16 protein-coding genes and 1 riboswitch are annotated in these 15,619 nt (G+C 40.4%); of the genes, 14 read left to right on the top strand and 2 right to left on the bottom strand.

From position 1 onward, the window contains the following. The first annotated feature begins 171 nt into the window (after positions 1-171). The 3 genes from sigX (at position 172) to M1D81_RS10910 (ending at position 2,550) form a co-directional block, all read left to right on the top strand. The gene (sigX, locus tag M1D81_RS10920; RefSeq protein WP_024422837.1) at positions 172-780 is read left to right on the top strand and encodes an RNA polymerase sigma factor SigX; all 609 of its coding nucleotides are present in this window, start codon (positions 172-174) and stop codon (positions 778-780) included. Beyond that, the gene (locus tag M1D81_RS10915) at positions 692-1,798 is read left to right on the top strand and encodes a sigma X negative regulator (protein WP_456266904.1); all 1,107 of its coding nucleotides are present in this window, start codon (positions 692-694) and stop codon (positions 1,796-1,798) included. Before sigX ends, M1D81_RS10915 begins: the two co-directional genes overlap by 89 nt. Positions 1,799-1,902: 104 nt before the next feature. Continuing rightward, on the top strand, positions 1,903-2,550 hold the full coding sequence (locus M1D81_RS10910) for a M23 family metallopeptidase (protein WP_024422835.1): 648 nt from the start codon (positions 1,903-1,905) through the stop codon (positions 2,548-2,550). A 236-nt stretch (positions 2,551-2,786) separates the two neighbouring features. On the opposite strand, the gene serA is transcribed toward M1D81_RS10910, so the two are convergent. Further along, positions 2,787-4,361: a phosphoglycerate dehydrogenase gene (serA, locus tag M1D81_RS10905; protein ID WP_041109657.1), complete on the bottom strand. Its 1,575-nt coding sequence runs from the start codon at positions 4,359-4,361 to the stop codon at positions 2,787-2,789. 287 nt (positions 4,362-4,648) lie between these two features. Next, a riboswitch (FMN riboswitch) is annotated at positions 4,649-4,779 on the top strand. A 144-nt stretch (positions 4,780-4,923) separates the two neighbouring features. Between serA and M1D81_RS10900 the strand changes: the two genes are divergently transcribed. Further along, entirely contained in the window at positions 4,924-5,505 is a 582-nt protein-coding gene (locus M1D81_RS10900; RefSeq protein WP_081258390.1) for an ECF transporter S component, read from the top strand. Between the two features lie 33 nt (positions 5,506-5,538). Here the strand turns inward: M1D81_RS10900 and M1D81_RS10895 are convergent, their stop codons facing one another. Next, the gene (locus M1D81_RS10895; RefSeq protein ID WP_008361239.1) at positions 5,539-5,787 is read right to left on the bottom strand and encodes a ferredoxin; all 249 of its coding nucleotides are present in this window, start codon (positions 5,785-5,787) and stop codon (positions 5,539-5,541) included. Positions 5,788-6,054: 267 nt separating this feature from the next. Between M1D81_RS10895 and M1D81_RS10890 the strand changes: the two genes are divergently transcribed. The 10 genes from M1D81_RS10890 (at position 6,055) to prsW (ending at position 15,491) form a co-directional block, all read left to right on the top strand. Beyond that, positions 6,055-7,107 carry a helix-turn-helix domain-containing protein gene (locus M1D81_RS10890; RefSeq protein ID WP_456266905.1) on the top strand — a complete coding sequence of 351 codons (1,053 nt, stop codon included), beginning with the start codon at positions 6,055-6,057 and terminating at the stop codon, positions 7,105-7,107. After that, positions 7,100-8,608 (top strand): RecQ family ATP-dependent DNA helicase, encoded by a 1,509-nt coding sequence (locus M1D81_RS10885; protein ID WP_456266906.1) that lies wholly within the window; start codon positions 7,100-7,102, stop codon positions 8,606-8,608. The genes M1D81_RS10890 and M1D81_RS10885 overlap by 8 nt, the downstream gene beginning before the upstream one ends. Beyond that, complete coding sequence (locus M1D81_RS10880) at positions 8,605-9,246, top strand: CPBP family intramembrane glutamic endopeptidase (RefSeq protein WP_024422830.1); 642 nt, start codon at positions 8,605-8,607, stop codon at positions 9,244-9,246. Before M1D81_RS10885 ends, M1D81_RS10880 begins: the two co-directional genes overlap by 4 nt. Further along, positions 9,191-9,973 (top strand): LysM peptidoglycan-binding domain-containing protein, encoded by a 783-nt coding sequence (locus M1D81_RS10875; protein WP_456266907.1) that lies wholly within the window; start codon positions 9,191-9,193, stop codon positions 9,971-9,973. Before M1D81_RS10880 ends, M1D81_RS10875 begins: the two co-directional genes overlap by 56 nt. A gap of 64 nt (positions 9,974-10,037) precedes the next feature. Continuing rightward, on the top strand, positions 10,038-10,493 hold the full coding sequence (locus M1D81_RS10870) for a DUF2663 family protein (RefSeq protein WP_087975853.1): 456 nt from the start codon (positions 10,038-10,040) through the stop codon (positions 10,491-10,493). 86 nt (positions 10,494-10,579) lie between these two features. After that, the gene (locus M1D81_RS10865; protein ID WP_456266908.1) at positions 10,580-11,368 is read left to right on the top strand and encodes a metallophosphoesterase; all 789 of its coding nucleotides are present in this window, start codon (positions 10,580-10,582) and stop codon (positions 11,366-11,368) included. Positions 11,369-11,533: 165 nt separating this feature from the next. After that, positions 11,534-12,112, top strand: a complete 579-nt coding sequence (locus M1D81_RS10860; protein ID WP_024428080.1) for a genetic competence negative regulator — start codon at positions 11,534-11,536, stop codon at positions 12,110-12,112. A gap of 196 nt (positions 12,113-12,308) precedes the next feature. After that, on the top strand, positions 12,309-13,583 hold the full coding sequence (locus tag M1D81_RS10855) for a Glu/Leu/Phe/Val family dehydrogenase (RefSeq protein WP_456266909.1): 1,275 nt from the start codon (positions 12,309-12,311) through the stop codon (positions 13,581-13,583). Between the two features lie 124 nt (positions 13,584-13,707). Next, positions 13,708-14,679, top strand: coding sequence for a YpdA family putative bacillithiol disulfide reductase (locus tag M1D81_RS10850; RefSeq protein WP_456267131.1), 972 nt, complete (start codon positions 13,708-13,710; stop codon positions 14,677-14,679). Positions 14,680-14,834: 155 nt separating this feature from the next. After that, a complete protein-coding gene (gene prsW, locus M1D81_RS10845; protein WP_456266910.1) occupies positions 14,835-15,491 on the top strand; it encodes a glutamic-type intramembrane protease PrsW in 657 nt (218 codons plus the stop codon). The last annotated feature ends 128 nt before the right edge of the window (positions 15,492-15,619 follow it).

Here is a 15,619-nt window from a genome sequence, read left to right as displayed (position 1 = left end):
ACTTCTTTTCGAAAGAAAATGAAGTGTTTTTTCTTTTTTCAAATTTTTAAGGAGAAGTTAAACAAAAAGCCCTTTCCAAACTGTCGAACTTGTAATATATTTGTCATAAAGTTGTAATGTAACGTTTTGTAAGAGTCACTCGACAAAAATAAGTGAACGGAGGGGTTTCCTATGCATGAAACCTTTCAAAAAATATATGATTCGTACCATCAAGATTTGTACCAGTTTTTATTTTATATGGTTAAAGATAAAAATCAGGCAGAGGATCTCGTACAGGAGGTTTACATTCGGGTACTTCACTCATATAAAACTTTTGAAGGAAGAAGCAGCGAGAAAACATGGCTGTTTTCAATTGCAAGGCATGTGGCGATTGACTGGTTTCGCAAGCAGCAAACCATTAGACAACGGGTGCTCGGCACGTTTGATTGGGATAAGCAGGATGTAAAAGACCCGGACTTGCTCCCAGACGAACTAGCTGTACAGGATGAAAATACAAAAGAAATTTATGCCGCACTTGATCACTGCACAATTGATCAAAGAGCTGTCATCATTTTAAGGTTTATCCAGGGCTACTCAATCATGGAGACGGCAAAGGCGCTAAAGTTCTCGGAAAGCAAAGTCAAAACAACGCAGCACCGAGGCCTGAAAGTGCTCCGAAAACATATGGAGCTTTTGAAGGAGGAGCTAGTGAATGAAAACGAACAGGTCCGATTGGAGCGAAGAACGAATCAAGGTGTTACTAAGTCAGCTTCCAAAGGTGGAGGACAACCGTTCATCTAAGCAGATATACCAGCAGGTGCTGATGGCAAGCGGGAAGAAAAAGAAAAGTGTTAAATGGATCGGTCCAGCGGTGGCAACCGTTGTGGTTTTATTTATGGCGTTTTTAATTTCTCCTCATTTATTTCAGCCGGCTGCTCAAGAACAGCATCAACAGATGAAAGTGGAATCTAGTGCTGACAAAGGACAGGTAAATGCCACATTAGAGCCGGTCAAACAGGCAAATGGTACCACACACGTTGTTTCTCATAAAGACAAGCAAAAGTATATGACGGTTGCATACATAGATGAATCAACATCTCAAGTGGTTCCCATCAGTATTGAAAAAGATAATGAACATGACCATTTGCAGGAGATAATGAACACATATGAACAGGTGCAGCTGCCTGAAATGACAAAGCCTCTTCAATCTTATCTTGAGATGGTGGACCTTCGTGAAAATGGGAATACGCTTGTTTTTCAGTTAAAAAATGATTTGTCCCTTGATACGATAAAGGAAGCCAATCGATTTAAAGATATGGTAAAAGAAACGCTCAAATGGAGCAGGTATAAACAAGTGGAGGTCAAGTCAGTCAAAGGCTCTCATCTTCAATTAGGGACTAGCAGCATTGGTACGATATCAATTGATAAACAAACGAAGAAAGCTTATTACGTGTTAGAAAATCAGAGCGGGACTTTTTTGGTGCCCTCAAAAACACATTATTCTACTTATGAAGATGCGGTAGAGGCCATGAAACGCACGAGTGATTCTGGACTTGAACCATTAATTAAAGAAGAACCCATTAAAGAAGTGACATCAAAAGGTAAGCATGTAACCATCACGTTTGGAGCATCAGCGCAATTAACGGACTCAATTGATCATACTCTACTCATTGAAGGTCTGCTGCTCACAGCAAAAGATTTTGGTTTTACAGATGTCACCATTCAATATGCAGGAACAGATCAAGTAGGACCATATGAATTAAACGAACCAATAGAGGTACCGGCTCTGCCGAATCCAGTTGTCATAAAAGAACGTTAAAGGACGCAAGCATTTCATTGCGTTCTTTTTTGATGTATAGAAAATGGTCTTCTTGCTGTATACTAAGCTGTCATGAAAAGAACCTCAAAAAAGGGGAGTCACTGATGAAAAGGTATTGCTTCATAGGTGCCAGCTGTTTTTTGCTCTTGATCTTAGCGCCATTTGCCCATGCGCAGAAAACAACCGAATGGGTGGAACCAGTGAAAGGAGAAGTCACTGACTTGTTTGGGACAAGGGGCGGCTCGCATAAGGGATTAGATATAGCTGCGCCAGAAGGAGAATCCATTTTTGCTGCAAGTGAAGGTGTGGTCACGCGTTCGTATGTATCGGCTACATATGGAGAAGTTGTATTTATTCAGCATCCAAACGGATACGAAACTGTCTACGCTCATTTACACGAGCGTTTTGTGAAAAAGGGTGACCATGTACAAGCGGGACAGCCGATTGGCATCATTGGCAACACAGGAGCCTCTAGAGGCACACATTTGCATTTTGAAGTACATCGTGGAAATTGGTCAGTCAGCAAAGAGGATGCAATAGATCCGCTCAAAATGATTGCTGTGGAGCGTTTCCAAGAGCCGGCTCTTCATGTAAATGGACATGAAAAAAATACATATGTCATTAAACAAGGGGATACCCTTTGGTCGATAGCAAAGGCGCATGAAATGACTGTGGAACAATTGAAAAAGATCAATGAGCTGACGACTCATCTCATTCGAACAGGAGACCGTTTAATGGTTTCAACAAAATAAACCTCATGCTTTTGCATGAGGTCAGCGTGTAGACAAACTCTCGCATTCGTTGTCAGGTCTGCGCGCCGGTACTCACGAATGTCAAATTCGCTCCGTTCCGGTGCTCGCCCTTCCTAGACTGCAAGAGTTTTCTATCACGCTGAATAAAAGAAAACAAAGAGCTAAAATGAAAATCATTTTAGCTCTTTGTCGACAATCTAAAACCTCATGCAAAGCATGAGGTTTATCACTGTTTTTTATAGATCAATCAGGCGGACAGAAAGAATATCCTGCACTTCAGTTAATTTTTTCACAATTTCGTCCTCTAGATGCTTGTCGAAAGAAAGCATCATAATGGCTTCGCCGCCTTTTTCTTTACGTCCCACCTGCATTGTTGCAATGTTGACATCATGGTCGCCTAAAATCTGTCCAACCTTTCCAATCACACCAGGTGCATCTGTATGCTGGATATAGACTAGGTGTCCATCTGGGTAAAAATCAATATTAAAGCCATTAATAGAAACCACGCGTTCCCCTAGATGCGGGATGTAAGTTGCTTTTAGAGTAAAGGTTGAAAGATCACCTTTGACTTCAATAGAAATACTGTTTTCGTAACCAGATTCGCTGGAAGAAATTTTTTCACTAAAGCTAATGCCTCGTTCTTTTGCGACCATTCCAGCATTTACTTCATTCACAGTCGAATCAACACGCTCTTTTAAAAAGCCTGACAGGAGACTCTTTGTAATAAAGGATGTTTCGAGTTTTGAAATAGAGCCTTCATAAGAAATGCCTACTTCTTTTACAGGTTCTCTCATGGATTGAGAGACAAGACGTCCAAGTTTTCCTGCAAATTGATGATAAGGCTGAATCTTTTTGAACTCGTCTTTTGTCATCGCTGGTAGATTAATAGATGACATGACAGGAAGGCCTTTTGCAAATTGAAGAACTTCTTCAGATACTTGCGCTGCTACATTTAATTGTGCTTCTTTTGTAGAGGCACCAAGATGCGGAGTTGCAATGACGTGTGGATGATCCACAAGCGGATTATCAGTTGGAGGTTCTACCTCGAATACATCGAGTGCAGCTCCTGCGACATGACCGCTTTCAAGTGCCTCAAGAAGGTCAGCTTCGTCAATAATGCCGCCGCGCGCACAGTTTACTAGACGAACACCTTTTTTCGTTTTTGCAATCGTTTCTTTATTGAGAAGTCCTCTTGTTTCTTTTGTTAATGGCGTATGTACAGTAATGATATCTGATACTTCGAGTACTTCATCAAGTGATTTCGCATTGACGCCAATTTTTTCTGCACGTTCCTTTGTAAGAAATGGGTCAAACACGTTAACTGTCATGCCAAATGCTCTTGCACGCTGGGCGATTTCACTTCCGATTCTGCCTAAGCCGACAATCCCAAGAGATTTTCCGTAAAGCTCAGCACCAACATATGCACCTCTGTTCCATTCTTTTGATTTGACAGAAATATTGGCTTGCGGAATATGACGCATAAGTGATGAAATCATGGCGAACGTATGCTCAGCTGTCGAGATCGTATTACCGTTTGGTGCATTGATCACAATGACGCCATGCTTGGTCGCTTCATCAATGTCAATATTGTCTACTCCCACACCGGCACGGCCGACAATTTTTAATGAACTCATTTTTTCATAAAGCTCTTTCGTTACTTTTGTGGCACTTCTGACAAGTAAGGCATCAAACGTGTGTAATTCATCTTCTGCTTCTGCTACATTTTTTTGGACAATTTCAACAAAATCTGATTCTAAAAGTGGTAGAAGACCATCATTGCTCATCTTATCTGAGACTAATACTCGAAACATCGTAAGATTTCCTCCTAAAATAAACGTCATAAATATCTGATAATTTACCATATTCCTTTTCACTGTGTCAATCAAATTAAAGCAGTAAAGTGAAAAAGAAAACACGAACATTTCTTTGTGTCTTTATAAAGAATGAACACCTTTAAACAAAAGATAACCAATTTTTCCGCATTTGTCATTAGAATTTTTGTGTTTTTTACGATTTCTTAAAACTGATGAATTTGCTCAGGATTTTTATCTGTACAAATGCTCATATATCATATATAATGATGTCGAATTAAATAATGATCAATCTTCGGGGCAGGGTGTAATTCCCTACCGGCGGTGATGAGCATAGTCTCTAAGCCCGCGAGCCTTTTTGGCAGGATTCGGTGTGATTCCGAAGCCGACAGTATAGTCTGGATGGGAGAAGATGGAGGTTCATAAACGTTGAAAACATTGATGTTCACACGTTTATTTGTCTAGCCCAATTTCCCCGCTCCTGTTTTCAAGGGCGGTTTTTTTGTGGCTAAAATGGAACAATCCTCTTTTCGAAAGATTTGATCGAAAAGGAGAGAGAATATTGAATCAAAGTAAAGTAAAGCGTTTAGTTGTTACCAGTATGCTCAGCAGTATTTCGTTTGTGTTAATTTTATTGGATTTTCCTTTCCCAGGTCTTCCAGCGTATTTGAAAATTGATTTCAGTGATATCCCGGCGATTATTGCCATTTTAATTTATGGACCGGGTGCAGGGATTGCTGTTGAGGCATTAAAAAATGTACTGCATTACCTCATTCAAGGCAGTATGTCCGGCGTTCCTGTTGGGCAAGTCGCGAACTTCATTGCAGGCACATTATTTATCTTGCCAGTCGCCTTTATGTTCAAAAAAATCAAATCAGCAAAAGGGATGGCATGGTCTATGATCGCAGGTACATTGCTTATGACTGTGATGATGAGTATTTTAAATTACTTCTTATTCCTGCCAGCTTACACATGGTTCTTAAACGCGCCAGAACTATCTGATCATGCGCTCAAGACGACCATTACAGCAGGGATCTTACCATTTAACTTTATTAAAGGAATCATCCTTACCATCGTATTCAGCCTCATTTTTGTGAAAATGCGTCCATGGTTTGAAAATAAACGCCGACTTCAAAATAGTTAATATAAAAAAGCCCCTGCATAAGGGGCTTTTATACTATTCATGCTTAAGCGGGTCACCATCGAAAGATTCGTCCGCAACTTTTATTGAATCCGTTGGACATCCTTCAAATGCATCAAGCATATCTTCTTCAAGTACTTCTGGAACTTCTACAGTCCCTTGATTGTCATCAAGCGTAACAAATGCAATGCCTTCATCATCATAATCATAAATGTCTGGAGCAGCTGCACCGCATGCGCCGCAAGCAATACATGTGTCTTTGTCTACAATTGTATATTTTGCCATGTTAAAAAAATACCTCCCAGATTGTTCGATGGAACAAATGGTCTAACCTTTTTAGTTTCACCGATAAAAAACAATTTCCTCAAATCTTATTGTAATGATTTTAATTTCACATTTCAACTGTAAAGTGATTGAGAATGCTTATCACATAAGGGTTTGTTCATAACTTTCCCCCACAAATTGAGTTTAAACATTTCTTCTTTTATGAAATCTGTTAAAATAAAGGGAGAAAATATTCGAATTTTGTCAGGAAGACAGGTGCTTTGGCGAATGACTCTTCATTATTTGGATGTCATGTTAATGGACAGCGTATATAAATTGAACGGCGAACGCTCCATAAGTGCTGTCTACCATCTCTTTAAAGGAAAAAAATCATCACAAACCATACAGGATGCCAGTTTGTTTCAGCTTTCAAAGTATTTCGGCTGTTACCCGGGGTTTACGAGGGATCAGCTGAATCACTCTACTATAAAGCTTGTCGAAAAGCACTACATCAAAAAAACAGGGGAGACATTCACTGTTACAGATGCAGGACAGCATATGCTAAACCAGTATTTCTCAGAAAAACCGATGCCCGCTTATTTTCATGGTGCGAAATATCATGATAAAGGAAAGGTGCTATGGATGAGGCTCTCGTTACTTGTACAAGTGCTGTCTCACCATCTGGCTGGATCGCATCAATATGTCCCAATACAAAGAGATGTATCTGTACAAAGCTGGACGAAATCCTTCTTAAAACAGCATCACGAGAAGAATAAGCTTTCGGAAGAGCTGCATCATGAACTAGACAAGCTCCTTAGCCGTATAAGTGATCAAGAGGCGCTGATTTTTGTTTATTCATTGACCTCAAATGAAAGAATTGGGCGTACGTATCAGCAAATGGCAGAGTGGCTAAAAGAAGATGTGTGGTATGTGTACCTGCTTTTTTGGAATGTCCTCCATTATTTTATTCATGCTACCCAAAAAGGTGAGGCGCAGCTCATGCAAAAGCTCTTAGGTGGCCTTGAATTCAAACGTGTGCTGACAACCTCTACTCACAAAACGCTCGAGCTTGTGCAAAAAGGCTTTGATATTGATCAGATTGCTCACATTCGTTCTTTAAAAAAGGCAACGATCGAAGACCATATTGTCGAGCTTTCCATACATGAACCGAGCTTCTCAATAGAGCCGTATGTGAGCGAAGAAGAGCAGCAGGCCATTCATGCAGTAGCCAGAGAGCTTCAAACAAATAAGATGAAGCTGATTAAAGAAAAACTCGAACATCCATTTACTTATTTTCAAATACGATTGGCTCTGACAAGGATGGTGAAAGCAAATGGATAAGCTTCATCAGACGCTCATGCGATATTTTGGTTACGATTCTTTTAAAACGGGTCAAGAAGATATTATTCAAAGTGTACTGAATCAAAAGGATACGGTGGCCATGCTGCCTACTGGCGGCGGGAAATCCATCTGCTATCAAGTTCCCGGCTATATGACAGATGGATTAGTTCTCATTATTTCGCCGCTGTTATCGCTTATGGAGGATCAAGTCGAACGAATGAAAATGCGCGGAGAAAAACGAGTGGCGGCACTGAACAGCACATTGTCTTTTCAGGAGAGACGGCATATCATTCGGCATTTGCCATCATATAAATTTTTATTCGTCGCCCCTGAGGCATTAATGTCTGAGGTGCTGCTAGAACAGCTCAAATCGATGCATATTGGTCTGTTCGTCGTCGATGAAGCCCATTGTATATCCGAGTGGGGGCATGATTTCCGTCCGGAATATTCCAAGCTGGGAGAATGGAGAGAAGCGTTAGGTCATCCTGTTGCCTTAGCACTGACGGCAACTGCAACGAAACAAACACTTAAAGATACCGTACAAACGTTAAGATTGCAGCATCCAGACTTTCATATCCATTCTGTCAACCGGCCAAACATCGCATTAGTCAAAGAAGCGCACGAAACGAAAGAAGCAAAAGAAAAACGGGCCATTGAGCTTGTTGAATACTTGCAAGGCCCCGGCCTGATTTATTGTCCAACCCGGCAAATGACAGAAGATATGGCGCTCATTATGAAACAAAAAACCCATCAGCGTGTAGAGTATTACCATGGCGGGATGGATGCAGGAGACCGTATGCTTATTCAGCAGCAATTTATCAGCGGACAGCTTGATCTCATTTGTTGTACAAGTGCTTTTGGAATGGGAATTGATAAAGCAGATATACGATTTGTTATTCATATGAGCCCGCCGCAGTCAATTGAAGCATTTATGCAGGAAATTGGAAGAGCAGGACGGGACGGGAAAAAGAGTGTCAGCATTCTTTTGTATACAGAAGAGGATGCGGACATTCAACAGCATTTAATACAAGCAGAGGGCTTTGATGATCCAGAAATTGATTTCTTCTTAGCCAGGCTCACACAAATACAGACAAATGATGAAAAGAAATTACGTGAACAATTGATGGAGTCAGGGCTTCAGGAGACACGTGCAAGAATGCTGATCCATTATTACAGGATGTATCAGTCTGACGAGCCGCGTGTGCTCCTGATGAAACTGAAAGAGAAATTGCAGGACAGACAAACTGAAAAACTGAGAAAAGTGTGGCAATTTAAGGAGCGGATCACAGATCGTAGCTGCTTTAGACAATCTCTGTTATCATACTTTTACGAACAGCTTGATCAATCAGAGAGCGCATCCTCTGGCAGCTGCTGCTCTTCTTGCGGACTTGACCTGTCTGATTATGAAAAAAAAGATCAACCATTGGAGCTGAATGAAATGACACACTGGAAGACCGTGCTGGATCGTATGTTTCATCTGACAAAAGAGGCGCAGCATTGATTGAACAACATCGCCGGATCATTGAAAAATTAACTGATCGACAAGTCGTAGAACAGCTGTATTTCACGCAGCTGCTGATGCTGGTCATATCCTTTTTACTAGGTATATTTATGTTCGATCATTGGACAGATTTCACATCCCTTTGGGAGATCCAAGATGCGCGGATACTGACTTATGGTATTGGCGGCGCTGCGGTTGTGATCATTGTGGATGCGATTGTCATGAAGGTGTTTCCTGCTCATATGTATGATGATGGCGGATTAAATGAAAAAATGTTCAAAAACCGCAGCATCCCGCATATTGTTTGGTTAACACTGCTCATTGCCTTTTCAGAGGAAATTCTATTCCGAGGGATCGTCCAGCAGCAATTTGGATTGGAGATTGCCAGTATTGTGTTTGCGCTCCTTCACTTTCGCTACTTATCAAAAATACTCTTGTTTATCCTTGTGGTTTCAATTAGTATTTTTTTAGGACTTTTATACGAGTGGACGGGGAATTTATTTGTTCCTGTCATGACCCATTTTGTCATTGACTTAGTCTTTGCTTGTCAAATTCGTTTGAAATATAGGGGGAGGGATGAACATGGAAGAAATGTCGAGAATGAAGAGAAAGAAGGAGCAGCTGACAAACATCCATGATGATGTAGAGGAAATTTTTGAAGAAGAAGTTCAGCCTTCAGATGACTCTCACTTTCCTACACGAGAAGATTTCCATGAATATAAAAAGCAGCGCACGAAAAAGGTGCGTAATCCATTGTTTACAACACTGGCTATTATCTTTCCTATTATCGTCGTCACAGTGTTCTTCCTTTTGATCTACTACACATCAAAGGAAATCAACCATAATAATAATCAAGATGTATATAATATTGATTCTACATCAAGTGCTGACACAGACCCAGTCCCGTCAGCACTTGCCGAAACAAAAAATGACTCAAGCATTGATAAAGCGGATGCGTCTGATGATGAGAAGCAAAAGAAAGAGGAAGAAAAACAGCGATTGAAAGAAAAAGCTGAACAGAAGAAAAAAGAAAAAGCGGCTAAAGAGAAAGAAGAGCGTGAACAAGCAGCGAAAGAAAAAGAACGCGAGAGAGCTGAAGCTGCCAAAAAGCGTGAACAGCAGCAGCTAGCCTTGCAAAAGCAGCAGGAAGAGAAAAAAAGAAAAGAAGCCGAAGAGAAAAAGAAGCAGGAAGAAAAGCCAGTCCGTGTCGTGCAGCACACTGTTGGTTCAGAGGAAAATCTTTATCGAATTTCAATGAAGTATTACAAAAACCGTTCGGGTGAAGAGAAAATTAGAGCCTATAATCATTTAAAAGGTAACAGCGTATACAGTGGTCAAGTGCTGAATATTCCACTAGAAAACTAATCACTTGACATGAATGAAGAAGCACGCACATACATATGTAGAAAAAAGGGACAGGGTGTATGTGATGACATTGCACACAATTAGCCGATATATGGATCAGCCGACACAGAAGATGATGGAAACATTGATCAAAAGAAAGCATAAATATGAGGGTTTTGCCAAGCAGTGCAAAAGATGGCAATGGACAGCCCTTCTATCGCTGGCCATTCTTTTGTTTTATTTTGTGATCACGGCAAATGCGGGAGGCGGCTCGCTTCAGCCGGAAGCCATGATTGCAACTCTGCTTGGTCATGAAGTATTTCTGTTTTGGATCATGGCTGAGGTCTTTGCTTTTTACGCATCTTATTACTATAAGAAAAAAGAAGAAAAGGCTGAGGATGAATATCATCGGCTTAGATGTGAAATTATACAAAAAAGCACAGATTTATGGCCGCAGTCAAATCAGTGGAAAGAGCGCGAGACGGTTTTTCACTATATGCAGAAGCAATATGACATTAATCTCTATTATGAAAGTAAATAAATGAGAAAAAAGACGTTTAACAGTTGAAACGTCTTTTTTCTTTCAAGCGTCTTATGAAAGAAAGATACGTAAGGGAGCCATTTGTGATGAAATATGCCATCGGATTTACTGCCGCCATTGCGGCTGTTACAACAGGTGTGTGTGTAACGGCAAAAATGGTGAAAACGGCAAAACAAAACAACATCAAAAAGCATTATTTTACAATAGAAGCACTTCAATCAGACAGGCCCGCAGTCATTTTCTTTATTTCTGATACACACAGACGTCTCATCAGTGACACTTTATTAGCAGAAATCAGACAGGATGAGCCAGATGTGATTATGATTGGCGGAGATTTAGCAGAAAAAGGTGTACCCTATGCAAGGATTGAAGAAAATGTGAAACGTTTATCAAGAATTGCGCCGGTTTATTTTGTTTGGGGAAATAATGATCATGAGCTGCACCAGCAAAGGTTTAAAGAAATTCTTCATGCATACGATGTCACGACTTTGCAAAATGAAACGGCAGTATGGAATTTCGAAGGCCAGCGAATCAAAATCGGAGGAATTGATGATATTCGGCTTGAAAAAGCAGATTATGAAGCGATACGGCCTGAGTTTGTGAAAGATGATGTCAATATTCTCTTATCACACAATCCAGATGTGCATCATTTGATGAGTGAAGAAGAGGGTATCGACCTTGTCCTGAGCGGTCATACGCATGGGGGGCAGATTCGGATTGGGAAATTTGGACCGTATGAAAAAGGAAGAACTGGCCAGGTCAAAGGTGCGTTCTTTCTCATTAGTAATGGCTACGGGACAACAAAAATTCCCATGCGTCTCGGAGCAGAGCCAGAAACCCATCTGATCTATTTAATGCCTCTAAAAACGCGTTAACTTGCGGCACCCTCAATATTTTCCATAAAAGTCACCGTAAGCATAGCTTCATGCTTGTCTTCCGTCTTGACACAGTGTAAACTGAATACAAAATTAAGAACCTATGACTCATCATCTCATATACTACAGTATGATGTGTGTTTAGAAGAGGCAGGAGGGAACGTTATGCGACTGGAGCGTCTGAATTATAATAAAATCAAAATTTTTCTCACACTAGATGACCTGACAGACCGAGGTCTTACGAAAGAAGACCTTTGGAAAGATTCGTTCAAAGTCCATCAGCTGTTTAAAGACATGATGAACGAAGCGAATCAGGAGCTCGGTTTTGAAGCGAATGGACCGATTGCTGTTGAAGTATTTTCTCTTCAGGCGCAGGGGATGGTCGTCATTGTCACAAAGAGTCAGCAGGAAGATGCTGATGATGAGTTTGATGAAGATTACATTGAGATGCAAGTCAAGCTCGACGAGAGTAAGCATGTGCTCTATCAATTTGCCTCGTTTGAAGATGTGATTCAACTGTCCCATAGTTTAAGTCGTATTGGACTTTTAGGGGGTACAGTTTACCATTATGAAGGTCAATATTACCTCAGCTTGGATGATGTTGGAGAATTATCTGCTGATACAGTCATTTCGATTTTAGCAGAGTTTGGCTCACCTACGACACTCACCATCCACCGGCTAAAAGAATATGGAAAAGTGATCATGCAAGAAGATGCTGTGAAAACGATTCAAATGTATTTTTAATCACTTTTATCTATTATATTTAATACTGTTGTGATGAAACAACAGTATTTTTTTATATCCTTTTTTATATTTATAAACGCTGATATTTTATTTTGATAAAAAACGCTTTTTACCTTTGCTTTACCAGTACGAAGGTGTATACTATTGCTTGAAAGGGAGCAGTAGATCATGAAAGATTTCTAGGGGGTTTATTTTAATGGCAGCCGATCAAAACGCCGCTCATAATGCAGAAGATAAGCTAGATGTTTTAAAGTCAACTCAAACCGTCATACATAAAGCGCTAGACAAATTAGGGTATCCGCAGGAAGTGTATGAATTGCTGAAGGAGCCAATTCGTCTATTAACGGTCAAAATTCCAGTACGTATGGATGATGGATCGGTGAAAATTTTCACTGGTTACCGCGCACAGCACAATGATGCTGTCGGTCCAACAAAAGGCGGAATTCGTTTCCACCCGAACGTTACGGAAAAAGAAGTAAAAGCGCTTTCAATTTGGATGAGTTTAAAATGTGGAATTGTGGATCTTCCTTATGGCGGAGGAAAAGGCGGTATTATCTGTGATCCAAGAGAAATGTCATTTAGAGAGCTTGAAAAACTAAGCCGCGGCTATGTTCGCGCCATCAGTCAAATTGTTGGACCAACCAAAGATGTTCCAGCGCCAGATGTGTTTACGAACTCTCAAATTATGGCATGGATGATGGATGAGTATTCTAGAATTGATGAGTTTAACTCGCCAGGATTTATTACAGGAAAACCAATTGTTCTTGGGGGATCACACGGACGTGATACTGCAACAGCAAAAGGTGTGACGATCTGCATCAAAGAAGCGGCGAAGAAAAAAGGAATTGACATTAACGGGGCTCGTGTTGTCGTACAGGGATTCGGAAATGCAGGAAGCTACTTAGCTAAATTCATGTATGATGCTGGGGCAAAAATCGTAGGGATTTCAGATGCATACGGCGGATTATACGATGAAGATGGTCTAGACATCGACTACTTGCTTGACCGACGTGACAGCTTTGGAACCGTCACTAAACTATTTAACGATACAATTACAAACCAAGAGCTGCTTGAGCTGGATTGTGATATCTTAGTACCTGCAGCCATTGAAAACCAAATCACAGAAGATAATGCGGCAGACATTAAAGCCAAAATTGTCGTAGAAGCAGCAAATGGCCCAACGACACTGGAAGGAACCAAAATTCTTTCAGATCGCGGTGTACTGCTTGTTCCAGACGTGCTTGCGAGTGCGGGTGGGGTAACTGTTTCTTACTTTGAATGGGTGCAGAATAACCAAGGGTTCTACTGGACAGAAGAAGAAGTTGAAACTCGTTTAGAAGATATGATGGTGAAATCATTTAATAATATTTATGAAATGGCGCAAAACCGCCGAATTGATATGCGTCTTGCTGCATATATGGTCGGTGTACGTAAAATGGCTGAAGCTTCTCGATTCAGAGGCTGGATTTAAGCGGCTGATTTGCATCGCGCCTTAAAATCTCCTATCCTTAAATAGGAGATTTTTTTATGGAATGGAACAAAGAATCAAACAGCCCAGCAATTGTTATTGCAGTGAAATGACAGGAGTGGAACAAATGAAACAAGAAAAAGTGATCATAATAGGAGGAGGCCCATGCGGGTTATCAGCTGCCATCGCATTCAAGCAAATTGGGATTGATGCACTTGTGATTGAAAAGGGGAATGTCGTGAACAGTATTTATCATTACCCAACACATCAAACCTTTTTTAGTACAAGTGAAAAGCTTGAAATCGGTGATGTCGCTTTTATTACTGAAAACCGTAAGCCCGTTCGTATTCAGGCACTTTCTTATTACCGAGAGGTCGTTAGACGAAAAAAACTGCGTGTGCATGCTTTTGAAAAAGTAAATGCTGTGACGAAACAAGATGGCCGTTTTACGGTGAATACATCAAAAGACAACTATTCATGTGATTACGTCGTCATTGCGACTGGCTATTATGATCATCCAAACTATATGAACGTCAAAGGAGAAGATCTTCCTCACGTATATCACTATTTTAAAGAAGGACATCCATATTTTGATAAAGATGTGACGGTGATCGGCGGGAAAAACTCCAGTGTGGATGCTGCGCTAGAACTTGTGAAATGCGGAAGCAGAGTTACTGTCCTGTATAGAGGAACTGAATATTCATCCAGCATCAAGCCTTGGATTTTACCAGAGTTTGAAGCGCTTGTCCGTAATGGAACAATTCGAATGGAGTTTGGTGCGCAGGTGAAAGAAATCACAGAAGAAGATGTGATCTTTACAAACCAGCAAAATCAAACGGATCGAGTGAAAAGTGATTATGTATTTGCCATGACTGGTTATCATCCAGATCATTCTTTCTTAGAAAAAATGGGTGTCACGATTGATCCAGACTCAGGCCGTCCAGCATTTGATGAACAGACGATGGAAACGAATGTTGAAGGTATTTTCATTGCGGGAGTCATTGCTGCTGGAAATAATGCCAATGAAATTTTCATTGAAAATGGAAGATTTCATGGCGGACTCATTGCAGAAGAAATCAACAAAAGAATCAACGGATAAAAAATGAACTGAATCCTTCAAAGGGGTTCGGTTCTTTTTTATATAAATTGGGATTATATAGAAAGATATTTTTAGAAAAATGGGCCCGAGTCATATAAAAAAAGGGTAAATCATGGTACGATAATGAAGGATAATGTAGGGAAAGAGGTCTGGTTATGATCGCAATCATCTCAGCAGGTTTAGCTCCCGGCATCGCACTTTTAAGTTATTTTTATTTGAAAGATCAGTACGATAATGAGCCGGTTCACATGGTCATCAGATCTTTTATGCTAGGTGTCATACTTGTGTTTCCAACCATGTTTATTCAATATGTCCTTCAAGAGGAAAACATCACAACAAACCCAATCTTGATTTCATTTGTGACGTCGGGCTTTTTAGAGGAATCATTAAAATGGTTTATTTTAATGGTCAGCGTTTATGCACATGCCCAGTTTGACGAACACTATGACGGAATTGTGTATGGAACGAGTGTCTCCCTTGGTTTTGCAACACTTGAAAATATCCTTTACTTAGTCGGTCACGGGGTCGAATATGCGTTTACCCGTGCTTTATTACCTGTATCAAGTCACGCATTATTTGGTGTTGTGATGGGATTTTATATCGGAAAAGCCCGCTTCTCTGATAAAAAAGAGCAGCGCAAATGGCTGATCCTTTCTTTAACGCTCCCTGTGCTCTTTCACGGCCTGTATGATTTCATTCTATTAGGGATGAAAAACTGGGGATATATCATGGTGCCGTTCATGATTTTTTTATGGTGGTTTGGTTTAAGGAAAGCAAAAAAAGCCCGTGCGGTAAAAATGGTGCAAATTTAATTTTGGAAAACGTCCTATTTGTTTATAGGGCGTTTTTTTGTCTTTTCCATCCAATTCTCTCCTGTGTTGAATGTATAAAAATAGGGATCGGAAGAAACATATATTCAAACATCAAAAGTACAGGAGGA

This window comes from Bacillus sp. JZ105, from assembly GCF_053903125.1.
The sequence above is the reverse complement of the archived record's forward strand: the minus strand, read 5'-3'. Positions and strand labels throughout refer to the sequence as shown.

Bases quoted from the DNA above. Each gene is read 5' to 3' on its own strand.
- M1D81_RS10910 (WP_024422835.1), top strand. From the start codon at position 1,903: ATGAAAAGGTATTGCTTCATAGGTGCCAGCTGTTTTTTGCTCTTGATC.
- serA (WP_041109657.1), bottom strand. From the start codon at position 4,361: ATGTTTCGAGTATTAGTCTCAGATAAGATGAGCAATGATGGTCTTCTA.
- prsW (WP_456266910.1), top strand. From the start codon at position 14,835: ATGATCGCAATCATCTCAGCAGGTTTAGCTCCCGGCATCGCACTTTTA.
- M1D81_RS10860 (WP_024428080.1), top strand. From the start codon at position 11,534: ATGCGACTGGAGCGTCTGAATTATAATAAAATCAAAATTTTTCTCACA.
- M1D81_RS10915 (WP_456266904.1), top strand. From the start codon at position 692: ATGAAAACGAACAGGTCCGATTGGAGCGAAGAACGAATCAAGGTGTTA.
- M1D81_RS10855 (WP_456266909.1), top strand. From the start codon at position 12,309: ATGGCAGCCGATCAAAACGCCGCTCATAATGCAGAAGATAAGCTAGAT.
- M1D81_RS10870 (WP_087975853.1), top strand. From the start codon at position 10,038: ATGACATTGCACACAATTAGCCGATATATGGATCAGCCGACACAGAAG.
- M1D81_RS10885 (WP_456266906.1), top strand. From the start codon at position 7,100: ATGGATAAGCTTCATCAGACGCTCATGCGATATTTTGGTTACGATTCT.
- M1D81_RS10850 (WP_456267131.1), top strand. From the start codon at position 13,708: ATGAAACAAGAAAAAGTGATCATAATAGGAGGAGGCCCATGCGGGTTA.
- M1D81_RS10865 (WP_456266908.1), top strand. From the start codon at position 10,580: ATGAAATATGCCATCGGATTTACTGCCGCCATTGCGGCTGTTACAACA.
- M1D81_RS10875 (WP_456266907.1), top strand. From the start codon at position 9,191: ATGGAAGAAATGTCGAGAATGAAGAGAAAGAAGGAGCAGCTGACAAAC.
- M1D81_RS10890 (WP_456266905.1), top strand. From the start codon at position 6,055: ATGACTCTTCATTATTTGGATGTCATGTTAATGGACAGCGTATATAAA.
- sigX (WP_024422837.1), top strand. From the start codon at position 172: ATGCATGAAACCTTTCAAAAAATATATGATTCGTACCATCAAGATTTG.
- M1D81_RS10895 (WP_008361239.1), bottom strand. From the start codon at position 5,787: ATGGCAAAATATACAATTGTAGACAAAGACACATGTATTGCTTGCGGC.